This is a genomic window from Sphingobacterium sp. BN32, from assembly GCF_030503615.1.
Lineage (GTDB): Bacteria > Bacteroidota > Bacteroidia > Sphingobacteriales > Sphingobacteriaceae > Sphingobacterium.
In genome coordinates, this window is record NZ_CP129963.1 from 788,843 (window position 1) to 805,968 (window position 17,126).

General features: G+C 41.4%; 12 protein-coding genes. 8 read left to right on the top strand and 4 right to left on the bottom strand.

What is annotated here, in order from left to right:
* Positions 1-27 precede the first annotated feature (27 nt).
* The 5 genes from alaS (at position 28) to QYC40_RS03375 (ending at position 8,711) form a co-directional block, all read left to right on the top strand.
* The gene (gene alaS, locus QYC40_RS03355) at positions 28-2,643 is read left to right on the top strand and encodes an alanine--tRNA ligase (protein ID WP_301992404.1); all 2,616 of its coding nucleotides are present in this window, start codon (positions 28-30) and stop codon (positions 2,641-2,643) included.
* Positions 2,644-2,649: 6 nt separating this feature from the next.
* Positions 2,650-3,753 carry a TlpA disulfide reductase family protein gene (locus QYC40_RS03360; protein ID WP_301992405.1) on the top strand — a complete coding sequence of 368 codons (1,104 nt, stop codon included), beginning with the start codon at positions 2,650-2,652 and terminating at the stop codon, positions 3,751-3,753.
* 104 nt (positions 3,754-3,857) lie between these two features.
* Positions 3,858-4,550, top strand: coding sequence for a response regulator transcription factor (locus QYC40_RS03365; protein WP_301992406.1), 693 nt, complete (start codon positions 3,858-3,860; stop codon positions 4,548-4,550).
* Positions 4,551-4,686: 136 nt separating this feature from the next.
* On the top strand, positions 4,687-6,528 hold the full coding sequence (gene glmS, locus QYC40_RS03370) for a glutamine--fructose-6-phosphate transaminase (isomerizing) (RefSeq protein WP_301992407.1): 1,842 nt from the start codon (positions 4,687-4,689) through the stop codon (positions 6,526-6,528).
* 8 nt (positions 6,529-6,536) lie between these two features.
* Positions 6,537-8,711: a DUF4954 family protein gene (locus tag QYC40_RS03375; protein WP_301992408.1), complete on the top strand. Its 2,175-nt coding sequence runs from the start codon at positions 6,537-6,539 to the stop codon at positions 8,709-8,711.
* A 77-nt stretch (positions 8,712-8,788) separates the two neighbouring features.
* Here QYC40_RS03375 and QYC40_RS03380 read toward each other — a convergent pair whose 3' ends face one another.
* Complete coding sequence (locus QYC40_RS03380; RefSeq protein WP_301992409.1) at positions 8,789-10,192, bottom strand: DUF1080 domain-containing protein; 1,404 nt, start codon at positions 10,190-10,192, stop codon at positions 8,789-8,791.
* A gap of 122 nt (positions 10,193-10,314) precedes the next feature.
* Here QYC40_RS03380 and QYC40_RS03385 point away from each other — a divergent pair, with 122 nt between their 5' ends.
* Positions 10,315-11,730: a Gfo/Idh/MocA family oxidoreductase gene (locus QYC40_RS03385; RefSeq protein ID WP_301992410.1), complete on the top strand. Its 1,416-nt coding sequence runs from the start codon at positions 10,315-10,317 to the stop codon at positions 11,728-11,730.
* Positions 11,731-11,755: 25 nt separating this feature from the next.
* A complete protein-coding gene (locus QYC40_RS03390) occupies positions 11,756-12,757 on the top strand; it encodes a DUF1080 domain-containing protein (RefSeq protein WP_301992411.1) in 1,002 nt (333 codons plus the stop codon).
* 66 nt (positions 12,758-12,823) lie between these two features.
* On the opposite strand, the gene QYC40_RS03395 is transcribed toward QYC40_RS03390, so the two are convergent.
* A complete protein-coding gene (locus tag QYC40_RS03395; protein WP_301992412.1) occupies positions 12,824-14,209 on the bottom strand; it encodes an NAD(P)-binding domain-containing protein in 1,386 nt (461 codons plus the stop codon).
* 368 nt (positions 14,210-14,577) lie between these two features.
* On the opposite strand from QYC40_RS03395, the gene QYC40_RS03400 reads away from it, so the two are divergent.
* Positions 14,578-15,684 (top strand): L-dopachrome tautomerase-related protein, encoded by a 1,107-nt coding sequence (locus tag QYC40_RS03400; protein ID WP_301992413.1) that lies wholly within the window; start codon positions 14,578-14,580, stop codon positions 15,682-15,684.
* Here the strand turns inward: QYC40_RS03400 and QYC40_RS03405 are convergent.
* A complete protein-coding gene (locus QYC40_RS03405) occupies positions 15,679-15,984 on the bottom strand; it encodes a Smr/MutS family protein (protein WP_301992414.1) in 306 nt (101 codons plus the stop codon). The genes QYC40_RS03400 and QYC40_RS03405 overlap by 6 nt on opposite strands.
* Positions 15,985-16,025: 41 nt before the next feature.
* Complete coding sequence (locus tag QYC40_RS03410) at positions 16,026-16,913, bottom strand: hypothetical protein (RefSeq protein ID WP_301992415.1); 888 nt, start codon at positions 16,911-16,913, stop codon at positions 16,026-16,028.
* Between the last annotated feature and the right edge of the window lie 213 nt (positions 16,914-17,126).

Sequence of the window (17,126 nt, forward strand, 5' to 3'; positions counted from 1 at the left end):
TTTGCAAGTAAAATATTTACGAAATAGATGACTAGCAGAGAAATACGCCAGGCTTTTTTAGATTTTTTCAAGAGTAAGGGACATCAGATCGTTCCATCCGCTCCAGTGGTAGTTAAAAACGACCCTACATTAATGTTTACTAACGCTGGGATGAACCAGTTTAAGGATTTGTTTTTAGGAGAGGCCGCGATCAAATATCCGCGTGTGGCAGACACACAACGATGTCTCCGTGTTTCTGGTAAGCATAATGACTTAGAAGAGGTGGGGATTGATACTTACCACCACACCTTGTTTGAGATGCTTGGAAACTGGTCATTTGGTGACTATTTTAAAAAGGAAGCAATTGAATGGGCGTGGGAACTTCTGACAGAGGTTTTTAAACTTGACAAAACGCGTCTTTATGTGACTATTTTTGAAGGGGATGCGACGGAAGGTTTGCAACGTGACTTGGAAGCTTTTGATCTATGGAAGGCATTGATTGCTGAGGATAGAATTTTGCTAGGAAATAAAAAGGATAATTTCTGGGAAATGGGCGACACAGGTCCTTGTGGACCATGTTCCGAAATTCACTACGATATGCGTTCGGACGAAGAACGTGCGAAAGTAAAAGGTCAGGACTTGGTGAATGCGGACGATCCGCAGGTAATCGAAATCTGGAACCTGGTATTTATGCAATTCAACCGTCTGAAAGATAAATCTTTGAAGTCACTTCCTGCGAAGCATGTGGATACAGGAATGGGCTTTGAGCGTTTGGTTCGTTGTATTCAAGGGAAGACTTCTAACTACGACACGGATGTGTTCCAACCATTAATCCAATACATCGCGGAAAAATCAGGCATTGCTTATGGCGCTGATGAGAAAACAGATATTGCCATGCGTGTGCTGTCGGATCATATTCGTGCAGTAAGTTTCGCTATTGCCGACGGACAATTACCATCGAATAATAAAGCGGGCTATGTAATCCGCCGTATTCTAAGAAGAGCGGTGCGTTATGCTTATACATTCTTGAATTTTAAATCACCATTTATCCATGAGTTGGTTCCGGTATTAGCGGAGCAATTTAAAGGCGTATTTGATGAACTATATAGCCAACAAGATTTCGTAGAGAAGGTGGTGTTGGAAGAGGAAGTTTCCTTCCTACGTACTTTGACGACGGGTATTCAGCGATTTGAAAACTATGTTGTTAATCAACCTTCAATCGATGGCAACTTCGCATTCGAATTGTTTGATACTTATGGTTTCCCAATCGACTTAACGGAATTGCTGGCTCGTGAGCAAGGATTGACAGTGGATATGACCGGATTTGAGCAGGCATTGTTAGCTCAAAAAGAGCGCTCGCGTGCAGCTACTGCCATTGATACAGGTGACTGGGTCATTGTATCTGATAATCAAGATACCGAATTCGTAGGTTATGATGTACTCACAGCTCAGACAGAGATCGTGAAATATCGCAAGGTTTCTGCGAAAGGTAAAGATCAGTTCCAATTGGTGTTATCCGAAACTCCGTTCTATGCTGAGGGAGGTGGTCAGGTTGGAGATACCGGCTATCTACGTTCTTTAGATACAAACGAGAAGATTTCCATTGTTGATACCAAGAAAGAGAATGGACTTATTATTCATTTCGTTAATCAATTGCCAACGCTGTTGACAGGTGAGTTTGAAGCGGTCGTAAATGCCGCGAAGCGTAAAGATACCGAAGCGAATCACTCCGCAACCCACTTATTGCATGCTGCTTTGAAGCAGGTTTTAGGTGAGCATGTGAATCAAAAAGGTTCATTAGTATCGCCGGATGTGCTGCGTTTTGATATCTCTCATTTTGCAAAGATGACCTATGAAGAAATCAAGGCAGTAGAGGATATCGTTAATGCGAAGATCCGCGAGGATATTTCGCTGAAGGAAGAGCGTAATGTTCCTTATCAACAAGCCATAGAGTCTGGTGTAACGGCATTATTTGGAGAGAAATATGGTGATCATGTACGTGTAATTACTTTTGATGATAAATACTCCAAAGAACTTTGCGGAGGAACCCACGTTCGGGCTACTGGACAAATTGGTTTCTTTAAGATAGTTTCTGAATCGGCTGTAGCTGCTGGTGTTCGTCGTATTGAAGCGATCACAGGAACGAAAGCACAGCAGGTAATTCGTGAATACTTTGAGTTAGTAGATCACATGAGAGGAATCTTAAACAATCCTAAGGACTTTGTTTCTGCAATGAGCAAAATCATTGATGAGAATAGTGCTTTGCGTAAGGAAATCGAGAAGAGCATCACAGAAAAATCATTAAAGATGCGTGCCGAATTAGAATCGAAGTTCGAACGTATTGGAGATATCAATTACCTGTCTGCGATTGTAGATTTGCCTAACGCTGATGCGGTTAAAACTTTAGCATTCGCATTGAAAGGTGCTGTCAATAATCTTTTCTTGGTATTAGGTGCTAATTTTGACGGCAAACCAAGTTTAACAGTTATGATTTCTGACGAGTTAGCGAAGTCAAATAATTTAAACGCCGGCAACATTGTGCGCGAGCTAGCGAAAGAAATCCAAGGTGGGGGAGGTGGTCAGCCATTCTTCGCAACTGCAGGTGGAAAGAATAGTGCTGGTTTGCAAACAGCAATTGATCGTGCGAGAGAATTTGTAAAGTAAAATATAATGAGGAAGTCCGTATTACATATTTGTAGTTTGTTTTTAGCGGGAGGAATCTTTGCGTCCTGCGCTAATGATGAAAATATCCAGATAAAAGGCGTTATTGATAACCCGGGAAATGTGAAGGTGGTTAGTTTTTACGAGGGTGATCGTAAATTGGATTCTACGTTTATTGCAGACGGTAACAGATTTAAGTTCGAAAGGCCGGCTACACAAGAGCGACTACTTACTGTGGCTGTTGGCAAGAACCGTTATCCGGTTATTGTCGAACCTGGAAAAGCATTGACCTTTTCCGTGGATATGCAGCAACCTGAAAACTATACGGTGGAAGGATCAGAGTTATCGACAAAACTGAAAGACTTTGCAACTTTAAAAGGACGTATCGATTTTGTTCGCGACTCCCTGCAGCAGGTATTTACGAAAGCGACAAGTGATTTAGGTGTCAACGAGATACAGAACCTCCGTTCAGAAATGCTTCAGAAGTTTGAACCTTTCTTTAAGGAATACGTAAAAGAATCCGTTGCGTTTGCTAATAAAAATCAGGATTTAGCAGGTTTTTATGTGATGAGTACCTTAGATCCGGAGATGGCCGAGCAAGAATTGATCAGTTATGCTGATGCGATAAAGGACAAATTCACCGATAATCGTTATGTCAATGATTTCAAAACAGAGGTGAATAAGCTTCGTAAATTGGCCATTGGACAGCCGGCGCCTGCATTGCAAGCATACACCAAAGATAATAAGTTGGTGAAGCTTTCGGATTTTAAGGGTAAGACGGTATTAGTTGATTTCTGGGCTTCTTGGTGCATGCCATGCCGTGAAGAAAACCCTAACATTGTTAAGCAATACCATAAATTCAAAGACAAGAACTTTACGGTTCTTGGTGTTTCACTAGATAATAATCCGGGTCCCTGGATGCGCGCCATCGCAGGCGATAAGCTAGAGTGGACAAATATTTCCGACTTGCAAGCCTGGAGCTCGCCTTTGGTAATCGACTATCAAATCAAAGGGATTCCAACGTCTTATATCGTTGATGGTACAGGAAAGATAATTGCGAAGAACTTAAGAGGTCAGGAATTAGAAGATTTTTTAACGAAAACCTTAAATTAAGAATAATGCATTGTTAAGTTATATTTAAGTGTTAACAATTATATAATATTTGATTAACTTTATCTTATGATTAAGTACATAACTTAGCAAAAAAAATACATTATATGGCTAGTAAGCAGAAAATTCTAGTGGTTGACGATGAGGCAGACATTGTTGAATTGATTTCTTATAATTTAACCAAAGAGGGATACCAAGTTTACACCGCTGCTAACGGTAAAGAAGGAATAAAAGTTGCAAAGGAAGTTTATCCAGATTTAATCATCTTGGATGTGATGATGCCAGAAATGGATGGTATCGAAGCTTGTCGTTTAATGCGTTCTATGCCTGAATTCAAACAAACGTTCATGGTTTTCTTAACAGCAAGAAGTGAGGAATATTCAGAGATTGCTGGATTCCATGTTGGTGCGGATGATTATATTGCAAAACCTATCAAGCCACGTGCGTTAATGAGCCGTATCAATGCCATCCTGCGTAGAAATACTTCGGAAGTTATTGATGATCAAACGAGCGATAAGCTAGAGATATCGGATTTAGTAATCGATCGCGACTCATTCTTAGTTTATCGCGGAGAAGAAAAGTTCGTTTTAGCGAAAAAGGAATTTGAGCTTTTATATCTCTTGGCTTCCAAACCGAATAAAGTTTTTACGCGAGAGCAAATCCTGAAGGCGATATGGGAAGACTCGGTAGTGGTGACCAACCGTACAATCGACGTTCATATTCGTAAGCTACGTGAAAAGATTGGCGATAGCTACGTCACAACCGTCAAAGGCGTGGGTTATAAATTCGAATTAAATTAACACAAACTTAATTATTATAAAGCCGGACTTGGTCCGGTTTTTGTTTTTTATGGCAGTCAATCGATTGCGTTGATTGTTATTATCTCTATATTTGAAAAAAAATTATAACGAAAACTTAAATTAAACGAGAAGAATTATGTGTGGAATCGTCGGATACACCGGAAAACGTCAAGCTTATCCAATAGTTATTGATGGCTTGAAAAAACTTGAGTACCGTGGCTATGATAGCGCTGGAGTCGCTTTGCAAACGGGCGATGCTGTTAAAGTTTACAAAAAGGAGGGGAAGGTAGCAGCGCTGGAGGAATTTGTTGGAGAGCAATCAACGGCAGGTACGACTGGCATCGGCCACACCCGTTGGGCCACTCATGGTGAGCCTTCCGATAGAAATGCGCATCCACATGTCTCCAAATCTGGCAATTTGGCGATGATCCACAATGGAATTATCGAGAACTATGCCTCCCTTAAAAATGAGCTGATAAAAGATGGATATGAGTTCCACAGCGATACAGACTCTGAAGTATTGCTGAATTTTATCGAAGATATCCAACTTAATAATAACTGTAGTCTAGAGGAGGCCATTCGTATTGTATTAAAGCGCGTTACGGGGGCTTACGTAATTCTGATTGTTTCGGCAGATCAGCCCGATACCATTATTGCCGCAAGAAAGGGTAGTCCCTTAGTAATCGGAATTGGTAATAATGAGCATTTCCTGGGTTCTGATGCATCACCGATGCTTGCATACACCAAGGAAGTGGTTTATATCAATGATTATGAACTGGCTATCGTTCGTCCGGACGAGTTGATTCTAAAGAATTTAGGCAACGAAACGATCACACCTTTTGTTCAGAAACTTGATATGGAATTAGCTGCCATTGAAAAGGGTGGCTATGATCATTTTATGTTGAAAGAGATCTTTGAACAGCCAACGACTATCGCGGACTCTCTTCGCGGACGTTTGGTCTTAAACGAATCTAACATTATCCTAAGCGGTATTGATCTCATCCAGGACAAGCTATTGAATGCGCGACGGATTATTATCGTTGCTTGTGGAACAAGCTGGCATGCGGGGTTAGTTGCTGAGTATGTAATTGAAGAGTTGTGCCGCATCAATGTCGAAGTGGAGTACGCATCGGAATTCCGTTATAGAAACCCGATTATTACGGATGAGGATGTGATTATCGCCATTTCACAAAGTGGTGAAACTGCTGATACTCTAGTTGCTCTAGAGCGAGCGAAGGAGCATGGAGCAACCATCTTTGGTATTGTCAATGTCGTTGGTTCATCGATCGCACGTATTTCACATGCCGGATGTTATACTCATGCCGGTCCTGAAATTGGTGTAGCAAGTACCAAAGCATATACTGCGCAATTAGCCGTATTGATGCTATTGGCATTAAAGGTTGCGAAAATGAAAGGCACCATCTCTGAAGAACGTTTCGTCGAACTATCACAGGAATTAAATAGTGTGCCCGAGAAAGTAGAATGGGTATTGAAAAACGAAGTCGACAATATTAAAGCCATCGCCTTTAAATACAAAGATGCACATGATGTACTCTATTTAGGTCGCGGGTACAATTTCCCGACCGCACTCGAAGGCGCGTTGAAGCTTAAAGAGATTTCCTATATCCATGCAGAAGGCTATCCAGCTGCAGAGATGAAGCATGGTCCGATAGCGCTTGTGGATGAGACGCTTCCGGTTGTATTTGTAGCGACAAAAGATGTATACCATGAGAAGGTAATCAGCAATATGCAAGAAATTAAGGCGCGCAAGGGAAAAGTGATTGCAGTCGTGTCTGAAGGCGATGAGGTTACTCATAGCATTGCGGATGATATCATGACTGTGCCAATTTTGGATGAGGTATTGGCACCTATCTTGACCGTTGTGCCTTTGCAGCTACTATCTTATTACATTGGTGTTTATCGTGGCTTAGATGTAGACAAACCACGTAATTTAGCGAAGTCTGTCACAGTAGAATAGTTAAACTTATGGGTTATGTCAATAAGATTCCTTTGAGTCGCATCGGTTATGATTTTATTCCTGCCGAGTACTTGAAGGAGGGTAGAGACGAATATTACTTTCGTTTTCAACAACAGAAGTCCGATAAGACCTACAGAAATCTTACCGAAGAAGAAATCCAAATATTAGAGGCTAATGCCAACGAGTCTACCAATTGGAATGATGTTCTTGTGACGGATAGATTTCTTCCCAATCAGATCAAGCGCTCCAAATTTTATGGCTTGGTGCGTATTGGTGATATGGAAGAGGTTTATTTAGAGTATCGTGATATTCGATTGGCTTGCGGTATCTATAACTCGCACATCATCAGCTGCGATTTGGGAGATTGTATAGCCTTGCATCAGGTCCGTTATATTGCTCATTTCATCGTTGGTAATGAGGTCATCCTACTAAACGTGAATGAGATGGAGACGAGCTCCAGCGCGAAGTTTGGAAACGGCATTCTAAAAGAAGGCGATCAAGAAGAGAGCCGTATCTACCTGGAAGTCTGCAACGAGAATGGGAATCGCAAAGTTCTTCCTTTCGATGGGATGCAAGCGGCGGATGTTTATCTGTGGACTAGAAATCGACAGGATAAAGTCCTTCAGGAACGCTTCTTTGAAATGACCAACAAATGCTTTACATCGGAACGCGGTTTTTATAGTGAGATCGGTGACCGGACGGTTATCAAAAACTCACATACCATCAAGAATGTCAAGATTGGTTCGGATGCCTACATCAAAGGCGTGAATAAGCTTAAGAATATCACCGTCAATTCGACTTCAGAAGCTTATACACAGATTGGTGAGGGCTGTGAATTAGTTAATGGAATTATTGGTTATGGTTGTCGTGTATTCTACGGTGTGAAAGCGGTACGCTTTATATTATCATCCTATTCCCAATTAAAATACGGAGCACGTCTGATCAACTCCTTTTTAGGAGATAACTCCACAATTTCCTGTTGTGAAGTGTTGAATTCACTGATCTTTCCTGCGCATGAACAACATCACAATAACTCTTTCCTTTGTGCCAGCTTAATTATGGGACAGTCGAATATGGCTGCTGGTGCAACCGTAGGGTCAAATCATAATTCCAGAGGAGCCGACGGAGAGATAATTGCAGGGCGTGGTTTTTGGCCAGGCCTATGTGTCAGCTTAAAACATAATTCACGTTTTGCATCTTATAGCCTAATCGTTAAAGGCGATTTCCAACATGAGATGGATGTTCGTATTCCGTTTTCTTTGATCAGTAATGATGTGAAGAACGATCAGTTAGTAATTGTGCCTGGCTATTGGTTTATGTATAATATGTATGCGCTTATGCGCAATACCAACAAGTTTTTAAGTCGCGACAAACGTCAATTTAAGAATCAATATTTTGAGTACGATATCCTTGCGCCTGATACAATCAACGAATTGTTTGATTCCTTGAAGGAAATAGAATCGGCCGTTGCTTTAGCCTTATCAAAAGGAGGGGAGGGGAATGGTATTGACGCTAGATCTTGGCTAAACAGTCCTTCGGGACCAGTATTGGAGGTTCTTTTGCAAAATACAGAATTTTCGAAGCGAAAAGTTGCTTTGTTGAAACCGAAAGAGTCATACGCGCTTTTCAAGAAATTGATTCGCTATTATGCGGTTTGCCAGGTATTAGAACTTTTAAGCCCTGATGATTTTGATAAGATATTATTGCATAACAATTTGTCGATTTCCGTAAGAGCATCCTTTGTTAATGTGGGCGGACAATTGATGCCTTCATATAAGATGGAGCGCCTATTAGATGCTATTCGCTCTGAAGAAGTCGCAAGTTGGAAAGACGTGCATGCACAATACAGGGAATTAAGTGGTGAATACTTGGAGGATAAGCTTGCTCATGCTTTGATTTCTCTAGCCGAAGTAACAGAAAGACAGTCAAACACTTGGGACTTGGACTTTTGGCATGAACTCTTTGACGAGGCATTAGAGACAAAGAAGTGGATATGTGATGAGATCCGGAAAACTCGCGAGAAAGACTACAGCAATCCGTTCCGCATGATGGTGTACAATTCACCGGAGGAAATGGACGAAGTTGTGGGGAAATTGAGCAATAATTCCTTTATCAATCTTCAGGATGAAGAACTGCGAATTTTTAAGGAAAAGCTCTTAAGGTTTTCAACGGTCCTAAAATAATATAGCAATATAAAAGGGCGATGTATTCAATGACATCGCCCTTTTTCTTGTTTCTAAATCTTGATAAACAAGATTTACTATTTCAATTCTTTGATTTTTATACTTCTAAAAGAAACAGCATCGCCGTGGTCTTGCAAAAGAATATGTCCTTGTTCGGCTTCGCCAAAGTTCTTCCAATCTTTGTATTTACTGCCTGCGACTAATTTTCTAAATTCCTCCGAACCTCTCACAAATTCTAACATCTTAAAGCCGTTTAACCAGTAAGTTACTTTGTTATTGGGTTCAACAACAAGGCGTCCTCGGTTCCATTCGCCAATTGGTTTTCTCGCACGCTTATTTTTGTCCGATGTAATCAGATCGTATAAAGACGCTAAAGTTCTGTTTCCATCTTTTCCAAGTTTAGCATCGGGATGCAATTCATCATCTAAAATCTGATACTCCGGTCCAATGGCAGAGCCTTTTGTTTCCTCATTCAACGTAACAAAATATTTAACACCTGAATTTGCACCAGGCGTTAGCTTAAAATCGAAAGAAAGGTCAAATGCTTTGTACTGTTTTTCAGTGACAATATCACCGCCATTGGTGGACTCTCCACCATCAGATTTTTGTACAGAAATGATTCCGTTCTCAATCTTCCAGCCTTGCTGTGGAAAACCACCACCTCGGGCGCTTCTCCATCCTGTGGCGTCTTTCCCGTTGAACAATAAGCTGTATCCAGCTTTCTTTTCTTCTTCTGTCAAACCGTTCGCATTGGTGTTGACGATGTAGACATCACTTGGGAAATCTGCTGGTTTTAAATCCTTTGTTTGGATCCTGATGTTCTTGAAATACACTTTTTTGCCATCAAGCGAATCTGGGATGGCATGCACCTGCAAAGCAATAAATCCAGAAGCATCGATGCTATCCACTAAATGCGCGGATGGCACACCATTTACCCAGGTTTTCATTTCATTTCCTATAGCTTCGATGCGGATCTTATTGTATTCATTGGGCTTATAAGCTGTTTTCGCTGTAGGATTTAAATCTAAAGGGTAAAGCCACTGCCTTCTTCCCTCGTCATAGATGCCCCCAGTCCAAGCTCTCGGAGTAGGGTCTACATCTACCTGTCGGCCGTAAACTCTACCTTTTCCATTATTTGCATACGCATCAAAATGGCTGCGGGTCTGTATACCGGAATTTGTCGTTGAACCTTCGAGTTTTATATCGAGTTCTAAAATAAAATCGCCATATTCTTTTTCTGTTACCAAGAAACTATTCGGAGTGCCTTTAACCATGGTCCCGACGATTGCGTCGTCTTCAATGCTGTAAGGCGCTTTGCCAGCAAGCGTTTTCCATCCGGACAGATCTTTTCCATTAAAGAGATTCTCCCAATCGCCATCACTGCTGATTTTATTGACGCTTTGGCAGGATGCTGATAGTAAAAGGAGGGAGAGGGCAAAAGAGGATAGGGAATAAATGGATTTGTTTATGAATCTTCTCATCTTAAGTTTTTGTTGATTTTGTAACAGGTTTAATGATAATCAGCGATTATCATGTTGAAATTAATATTTTTTTTTAATTTTAACATACGATCATTAATAAATTTAAACCTAAACACGATTTCATGGATCATTTTTTTTCTCGTAGAAGCTTCATCAAGAAGTCTGTCATGGCAGGAGGAGCAGTGGCATTGGCAAACAGTAGCCTGGCGAATGTAGTGATGGCAAAACCCAACGAGCGTGTAAATCTTGCGGCTGTAGGAATAGGAAACCGCGCTGCGGAGATTCTGTTAGAGTTTCATAAAACTGGACTTTGTAATATTGTTGCGCTATGCGATGTAGACATGGGCGCGAAACATACCGAAGCTATCCTGAAGAAATTTCCAGATGTTCCACGCTTCCATGATTTCCGCCAAATGTTCGATAAGATGGGCAATCAAATAGATGCGGTGTCTGTTGGTGTTCCCGACTTCTCCCATTTCCCGATTACCATGATGGCATTGGACTTGGGCAAGCACGTCTATGTGGAAAAACCGATGGCTCGTACTTACTTAGAGGTGGAGCTGATGATGGCGAAAGCAAAGAAAAATCCGAAGCTGGCGACCCAAATGGGTAACCAAGGACACTCCGATGCGAACTATTTCCAATTTAAAGCATGGAAAGATGCTGGTATCATCAAAGATGTAACGCAGATTGTCGGGCACATGAATATGCCGCGCAGGTGGCATGGTTGGGATGTGAACATAAAGAGCTTCCCTCCGGCGGAGAAGATTCCTGAAACGCTAGATTGGGACTTATGGCAGATGCAGACGCTGGGTCATAACTATAATAAAGACTTTGTCAATGGTCAATGGCGTTGTTGGTATGACTTCGGAATGGGAGCTCTAGGCGACTGGGGTGCTCATATCCTAGATACAGCGCATGAGTTTCTAGAATTAGGTCTTCCAACTCGTATGGAAGCTGTGCGTCTGGATGGACATAATTCCTTCTTCTTCCCGATGTCATCAACCTTGAAATTTAGCTTTCCAAAGCGCAAGCGTATGCCTGCTGTCGATATCATGTGGTATGATGGTTTAGATAATTTACCTCCAATACCGGCGGGTTATGGTATTTCGGGCTTAGATCCGAATATTCCGCCACCAAGCACAGGTAAATTGGAACCAGCCAAACTCAATCCAGGTAAAATTATTTACAGTAAAGATTTAACCTTTAAGGGCGGCTCACATGGCAGCACGCTGAGCATTATTCCTGAGGAAAAAGCGAAAGACTTAGCCAACAAACTGCCGGAGGTTCCGCAATCTCCTTCAAATCACTTTGCGAATTTCTTAAAAGCATGTAAGGGCCAAGAGAAAACACGCTCATCCTTTGATGTGGCAGGTCCGTTAAGTCAAATCTTCTGTCTTGGCGTGATTGCGCAACGATTGAATACAAAGTTTGACTTCGACCCTGTGAAAAAAGAAATCGTAAATGATAAATTTGCGAATGCCCTATTGGTAGGGCCTCCACCTAAAAAGGGATGGGAGCAATATTATGTTGTGTAAATAGAACCAAAAAAAGAGAAATAAAATGATTAAACAATTTGCAACTGGTCTGGCCTTCACCACGATCTTAAGTCTGAGCTTGAGCTCTTGTAATAACAGTTCGACTCAGGAAAAAAAGGAAGAGGAAGTACATAATCCTGCTTCGCAAACTATTCCTGAAGAATCAAAGGATTTATTGGGGCGTTGGGATTTGACGGTTGATAAAAAAGGAACATCGGTACCTTCGTGGATTGAAATCAAGTTGTCGGGATTCACGACATTGGTTGGTTCATGGGTAGGAGATAGCGGTAGTAGCCGCCCGATTTCGCATATTAAATTAACAAATGGCAAATTCTCTTTCGCAATTCCACCCCAATGGGAAGGCGGCGAAGGCGATTTTGTGATCGAAGGTGAATTGGCAGGAGGAGCACTTAAAGGAACAATTACCTCCAACACGGGCGAAAAATATACTTTTACCGGTGTTAAAGCGCCATATTTAGTTCGTGAGAAAGCAGCAGAATGGGGAACTCCAGTCGAGCTATTCAACGGAAAAGATCTTACAGGATGGAAGCCTTCTTCAGATAAGAATAAATGGGTCGTGAAAGACGGCGTATTAACGAATCAAGAGGCCGGTGCCAACTTAATCTCTGAACAAAGTTTCGAAGACTTTAAGTTGAGCTTGGAGTTCCGTTATCCCGAGGGTAGCAACTCCGGCGTTTATTTGAGAGGACGCTATGAAGTGCAAATTGAGGACTCTCCGAAGGACAAACACCCCGGAGCGCTTTATTTTGGAGGAGTATATGGCTTCTTAGCACCAAATGAAATGGCGACCCTAGGCGCTAATGAATGGCAAAAATTTGATATCACGCTAGTCGGCCGTTTGGTTACTATCGTAGCGAATGGAAAGACTATCATCAGCAACCAAGAGATACCAGGAATTACTGGCGGTGCGCTAGATAGCAAAGAAGGCGAACCAGGACCACTTTATATTCAAGGCGATCATGGACCAATCGAGTTCAGAAAAATCACTGTGACGCCAGCAAAATAGGGCGTAGGGCATAGAAAAGAAAAGGGACTGTTAATATGCAGTCCCTCTTTTAAACCTGTTCGGATCTTAATAATAGTTTACCTTATCCAATTCCTCCTCATCGGCAGGAACCTCCTGTAAATAGCGTTCTAAACTATCATCCATTTCCTTCATCCATGGGGTATGATGCGGTTCAGCTTGTGTCCCATCCATAACCGAATGATAAACCTGATCGCGGTAATTGAGGATGTTTACCTCCTTATCGTTGAGCCAACTTTTAAACATATCGGCGACTTTATCTAGATCAAAGGTCGGATAGTCAGTCATGCTGATCAGGTCTTTGATATAATCTGTTTGAAAATCCACATGGTCCGGACCCGTAACGGTCGTCGCTTCGTAGTCCATCCATTTCTTGATATCGGCGTCGCGCTCCGCTTTGCTCGGCAGTTCAATTCTTCCCAGCATGTAGTCACGTGCAAACCAGGCCTGCGTATCGAACATGTTGAACGTATAATATTGATCCTGCATACCTAAAAATAGCAGGCGTTCATTATCATTGAACACAACCCCTTTGTAAAGATTATCCGGGTATAGGCAGTTCTTTGTTTTCAAACGCAGTTCATCCGGAAGGAAAGGGAATTTATGCTGATAACCCGTACATAAGATCACAGCATCAAAATCTTCCGACGTGCCGTCTTTGAAAAATGCAGTGCTTCCCTCAAAATGCGTCACTAAAGGTTTTTCTTTAATGCCTTCAGGCCATTTGGATCCTATCGGGTTGCTGCGATAGGAAATCGTCACGCCTTGGCTACCATGCTTATAACATTGCACGCCAATATCCTCCGCAGAATAACTACTGCCGATCAAGAGCAGTTTTTGATCAACAAATTGATCAGCACCACGGAAATCATGCGCATGCATCACGGCACCCGGAAAATTATCAATACCCTTAAAGTAAGGCATGTTTGGAGTCGAGAAGTGCCCCGTTCCAACAACGAGATAGTCGAAAAATTCCTCAAAGGTTTCATTCTTTTGCAGATCATCAAAGACCACACGGAATTGCTTCTTATCTTCTAAATAATCTACCCAGCGTGCTACGGTATTGAATTTGATATAGTCTCGGGCATTACTTTTCTTAATTCTACCTTGTATATAGTCGAATAGCACTTCGCGGGGAGGGTAAGATGAAATGGCTTGCCCAAAATGCTCGCTAAACGTATAATCAGCAAACTCTAGACATTCTTTTGGACCGTTAGACCAGAGGTATTTGTACATACTTCCATGCAGGGGCTCGCCGTATTTGCCGACGCCCGTACGCCATGTATAGTTCCACATACCTCCCCAATTGTCCTGTTTTTCATAACATTTAATTTCTGGGATGGGATTACCTTTTTTCTGTTCCGATTCAAATGCTCTTAACATAGCCAAACCACTTGGGCCAGCTCCAATAATTCCAACTTTAAAATTTGTCATATATTCTTTATTTGTGTTTAAGCGGCTCTCGATCTTAGCATCAAGAACCTTGTTTTTCATGTCTGATGTATCAAGAAGAATTGATTTCTCCTCCATAGAAGAAAAATGGACGCACTGCTGAGACGCAATACCATCATACTGCTGATTCAGCTTATTTGCGAAAGGAAAATTTGGTGTTTCTTGATGTAGAAAACGAATAATTTCGCACAGTTTTCCTATGTTTTAATCACCGTTGTTAGCGAATATATAAAAAATAATTGATATTTTGAAATATCTTGTCGGAATAGTTATAAACTTTCAAGAAAGTAGGGGTCTGAAAACTGAATTATAAAAAACGAATTATCTGTTTTGTTTGTTTATAATGTATCATGAAAAAAGTATTATCAGGTTTTATTTTTTGTTTATTCAGTATGAATTCGGGAATTGCACAAAACAGTACTGGGCAGGGGAATTTAGAGGTCGTGGCTTCATTCGGTAAGTCTCAGCCCATCGGTGTATCCGTGTCTTCAACAAATCGTGTGTTCGTCTCTTTTCCGCATCGCGAACCTTACTTGTTTGGGTTGACCGAAATTGTGGAAGGCAAGATGAAACCATACCCCAATCATAAATGGCAGTTGACCATGGGGAATGAGCAGGAGCATTATGTCAGTGTTCAGGATATCTATGTCGATACAGCGGATCAATTGTGGGTGTTGGACAGTAAGCCAGCTCCTAAAAGTTCCATCTTTGGCGGTAGCAGCGCGGAGACAGAGCAGGAAGGAAAATTCAAATTAATACAGTTTGATCTGAGCAACAATAAACTTGTGCGCATTTATAATTTCGAAGATCTTAATAAAGGCAGCGCAGCGTTGAACGATGTTCGCGTCGATACGGAAAAAGGTTTAGCTTATCTTTCTGATCCCGGACAAGCGGCTATTGTCGTGCTCAACCTCGAAACTGGAAAGACAAGAACAGTGCTCGGCAATTCAAAGTTCACCCTTTCTGATCGAAATATTGTATTGAGTTATGAGGGGAGAGCGATGCGTGATAAGGATGGCAATCCATTTTCCTCCAATGTCAATGGAATTGCTTTAACCAAGGATAATAAATGGTTTTATTTCAAGCCAATCAATGGAGTCAATCTTTATCGCATAGAAACGAAATACTTAGCCGATGAAAGCCTCCGCGATATCGATTTGGTCGAAAAGGTCGAAAATGTCGCTGAGGTAGGCGTAACACATGGTCTGGTTGCAGATAAGGGAGGAAATATCTATCTCACAAACTCTTTGGATTACTCCATCCGCCGAGTCACACCCGATGGGAAAATTGAATTAGTCGTTCAAGATCCACGTTTATTATGGCCGGATTCCTTGGGTGTTGGTGCTGATGGCTATCTTTATTTCTCATGTGCGCAGATGCACTTATTGCCACAATGGAACGGGGGAGATGATAAGGTCAAATATCCATTCGAAGTTAACCGGGTTAAGCTGTTATAAACCGATTAAGACAACCACGATATCTTCATTATGGTAGGCTGGGTAGAAGTTAGCGATCGCTCCAGACTGTTTGTAATATCTCAGTTCATCGTAGACTGCCTGTTTGAGAATGCCTTTTCCCTTACCATGAATAAATCTAATCTCGGGATAGCCCCAATAAATAGCGGCATCTAACTGCTCACGGAGGTATTCTATGGCTTCGCCCAAGAGCTCGTCGCGCTCGTAGCGATCCAAGTCTTCCATAAATGCATCCGAATGGAGGTCGACAGTTTTTGGAGGTTTCCCTAATGATCGTGCCATGCTACAAAAGTACGCTTTGTAGCATCCTCGTCAAAATAGGATTAATGTTTTAAGAGGCCTTCGACTAACTCTTTCGCCTCATCAATCTTTCCTTGTTCCAACAGATCGATATATGGCTTAAGTTGCTGGTAGCTGTCAGATGAAGGTGCAAAGTCTTTCATATAGCTATATGCTTCTTGAAAATAGGGCGCTATTTGTTGGCTTTCAATAGCAGGAGTATTATCCATCCCTATGGTCAGTGCATTGAAGTACTTGCCATATTGTTCCTGTGCAAGCGGGGTATAGGCTTTGTTGCTATTATTCTTTAAGAAATCCTCCCACCATATCACGCGCTGAACAAGACTTTGGAACGGAATGATGATAGCCGCATCTTCGGCATAGCCTTCCAAATTCTCCTTGGCAATCTGTTGCAGCATAATCTCCATATTAGAGGATATATATGGATAGAACTCTTTCTGAATATAGAAAGGATTAATCTGCAAGCTATACATACCTTCAGACTGCCTTACGCGATAGCCATTGCTATTGATTCTTTTATACGCATCTTCTAATTCTGCAGGAGCTTTGCCGCCATTAACTTCGATATCAACTAAGGCACTATAATCTACTTCATCGTCAATCGCCGACTGATGTCCATATAGCGATACCTTATGCATAAAATCGACCATGTCGACTACACCTTGGTCATTATTGATGCTGTCGCCGGCATTAAAGATTTCCTTAAATTTTTTATTTGCTTTGGCGATACTATTGACGTCTGTCGTATCTAATGCATCTAAATAGTCTTGAAACATTTCAGCTTTCGAAAGGGCATATTCTGAAGTAGAACTAGAGTCGGAATAATTTGCGCCGGAACCCCCTTCATTATTACCAGAGTTACAAGCAGCGAGGAATGTGATAAGGCCCAAATATAGATACCTGAATTTCATATGTACTTTTTAGTATTAACGAATAAAAGCGCTTGATGTTTTTCATAGGTTAAAACATCTATGCTCTATTTGCAGCAATTAATAAATTAGCAAAGCAATATAGCAGATAAACCTTAGATTTTTCCCTTTATTATGGAATTTTAGTCTTGCTATAAAGGAAATGTTAAATTATTTCTCAAATAATCAGGATGTTATTGAAATACGTGAAAAATA

Bases quoted from the DNA above. Each gene is read 5' to 3' on its own strand.
- alaS (WP_301992404.1), top strand. From the start codon at position 28: ATGACTAGCAGAGAAATACGCCAGGCTTTTTTAGATTTTTTCAAGAGT.
- QYC40_RS03360 (WP_301992405.1), top strand. From the start codon at position 2,650: ATGAGGAAGTCCGTATTACATATTTGTAGTTTGTTTTTAGCGGGAGGA.
- QYC40_RS03365 (WP_301992406.1), top strand. From the start codon at position 3,858: ATGGCTAGTAAGCAGAAAATTCTAGTGGTTGACGATGAGGCAGACATT.
- glmS (WP_301992407.1), top strand. From the start codon at position 4,687: ATGTGTGGAATCGTCGGATACACCGGAAAACGTCAAGCTTATCCAATA.
- QYC40_RS03375 (WP_301992408.1), top strand. From the start codon at position 6,537: ATGGGTTATGTCAATAAGATTCCTTTGAGTCGCATCGGTTATGATTTT.
- QYC40_RS03380 (WP_301992409.1), bottom strand. From the start codon at position 10,192: ATGAGAAGATTCATAAACAAATCCATTTATTCCCTATCCTCTTTTGCC.
- QYC40_RS03385 (WP_301992410.1), top strand. From the start codon at position 10,315: ATGGATCATTTTTTTTCTCGTAGAAGCTTCATCAAGAAGTCTGTCATG.
- QYC40_RS03390 (WP_301992411.1), top strand. From the start codon at position 11,756: ATGATTAAACAATTTGCAACTGGTCTGGCCTTCACCACGATCTTAAGT.
- QYC40_RS03395 (WP_301992412.1), bottom strand. From the start codon at position 14,209: ATGACAAATTTTAAAGTTGGAATTATTGGAGCTGGCCCAAGTGGTTTG.
- QYC40_RS03400 (WP_301992413.1), top strand. From the start codon at position 14,578: ATGAAAAAAGTATTATCAGGTTTTATTTTTTGTTTATTCAGTATGAAT.
- QYC40_RS03405 (WP_301992414.1), bottom strand. From the start codon at position 15,984: ATGGCACGATCATTAGGGAAACCTCCAAAAACTGTCGACCTCCATTCG.
- QYC40_RS03410 (WP_301992415.1), bottom strand. From the start codon at position 16,913: ATGAAATTCAGGTATCTATATTTGGGCCTTATCACATTCCTCGCTGCT.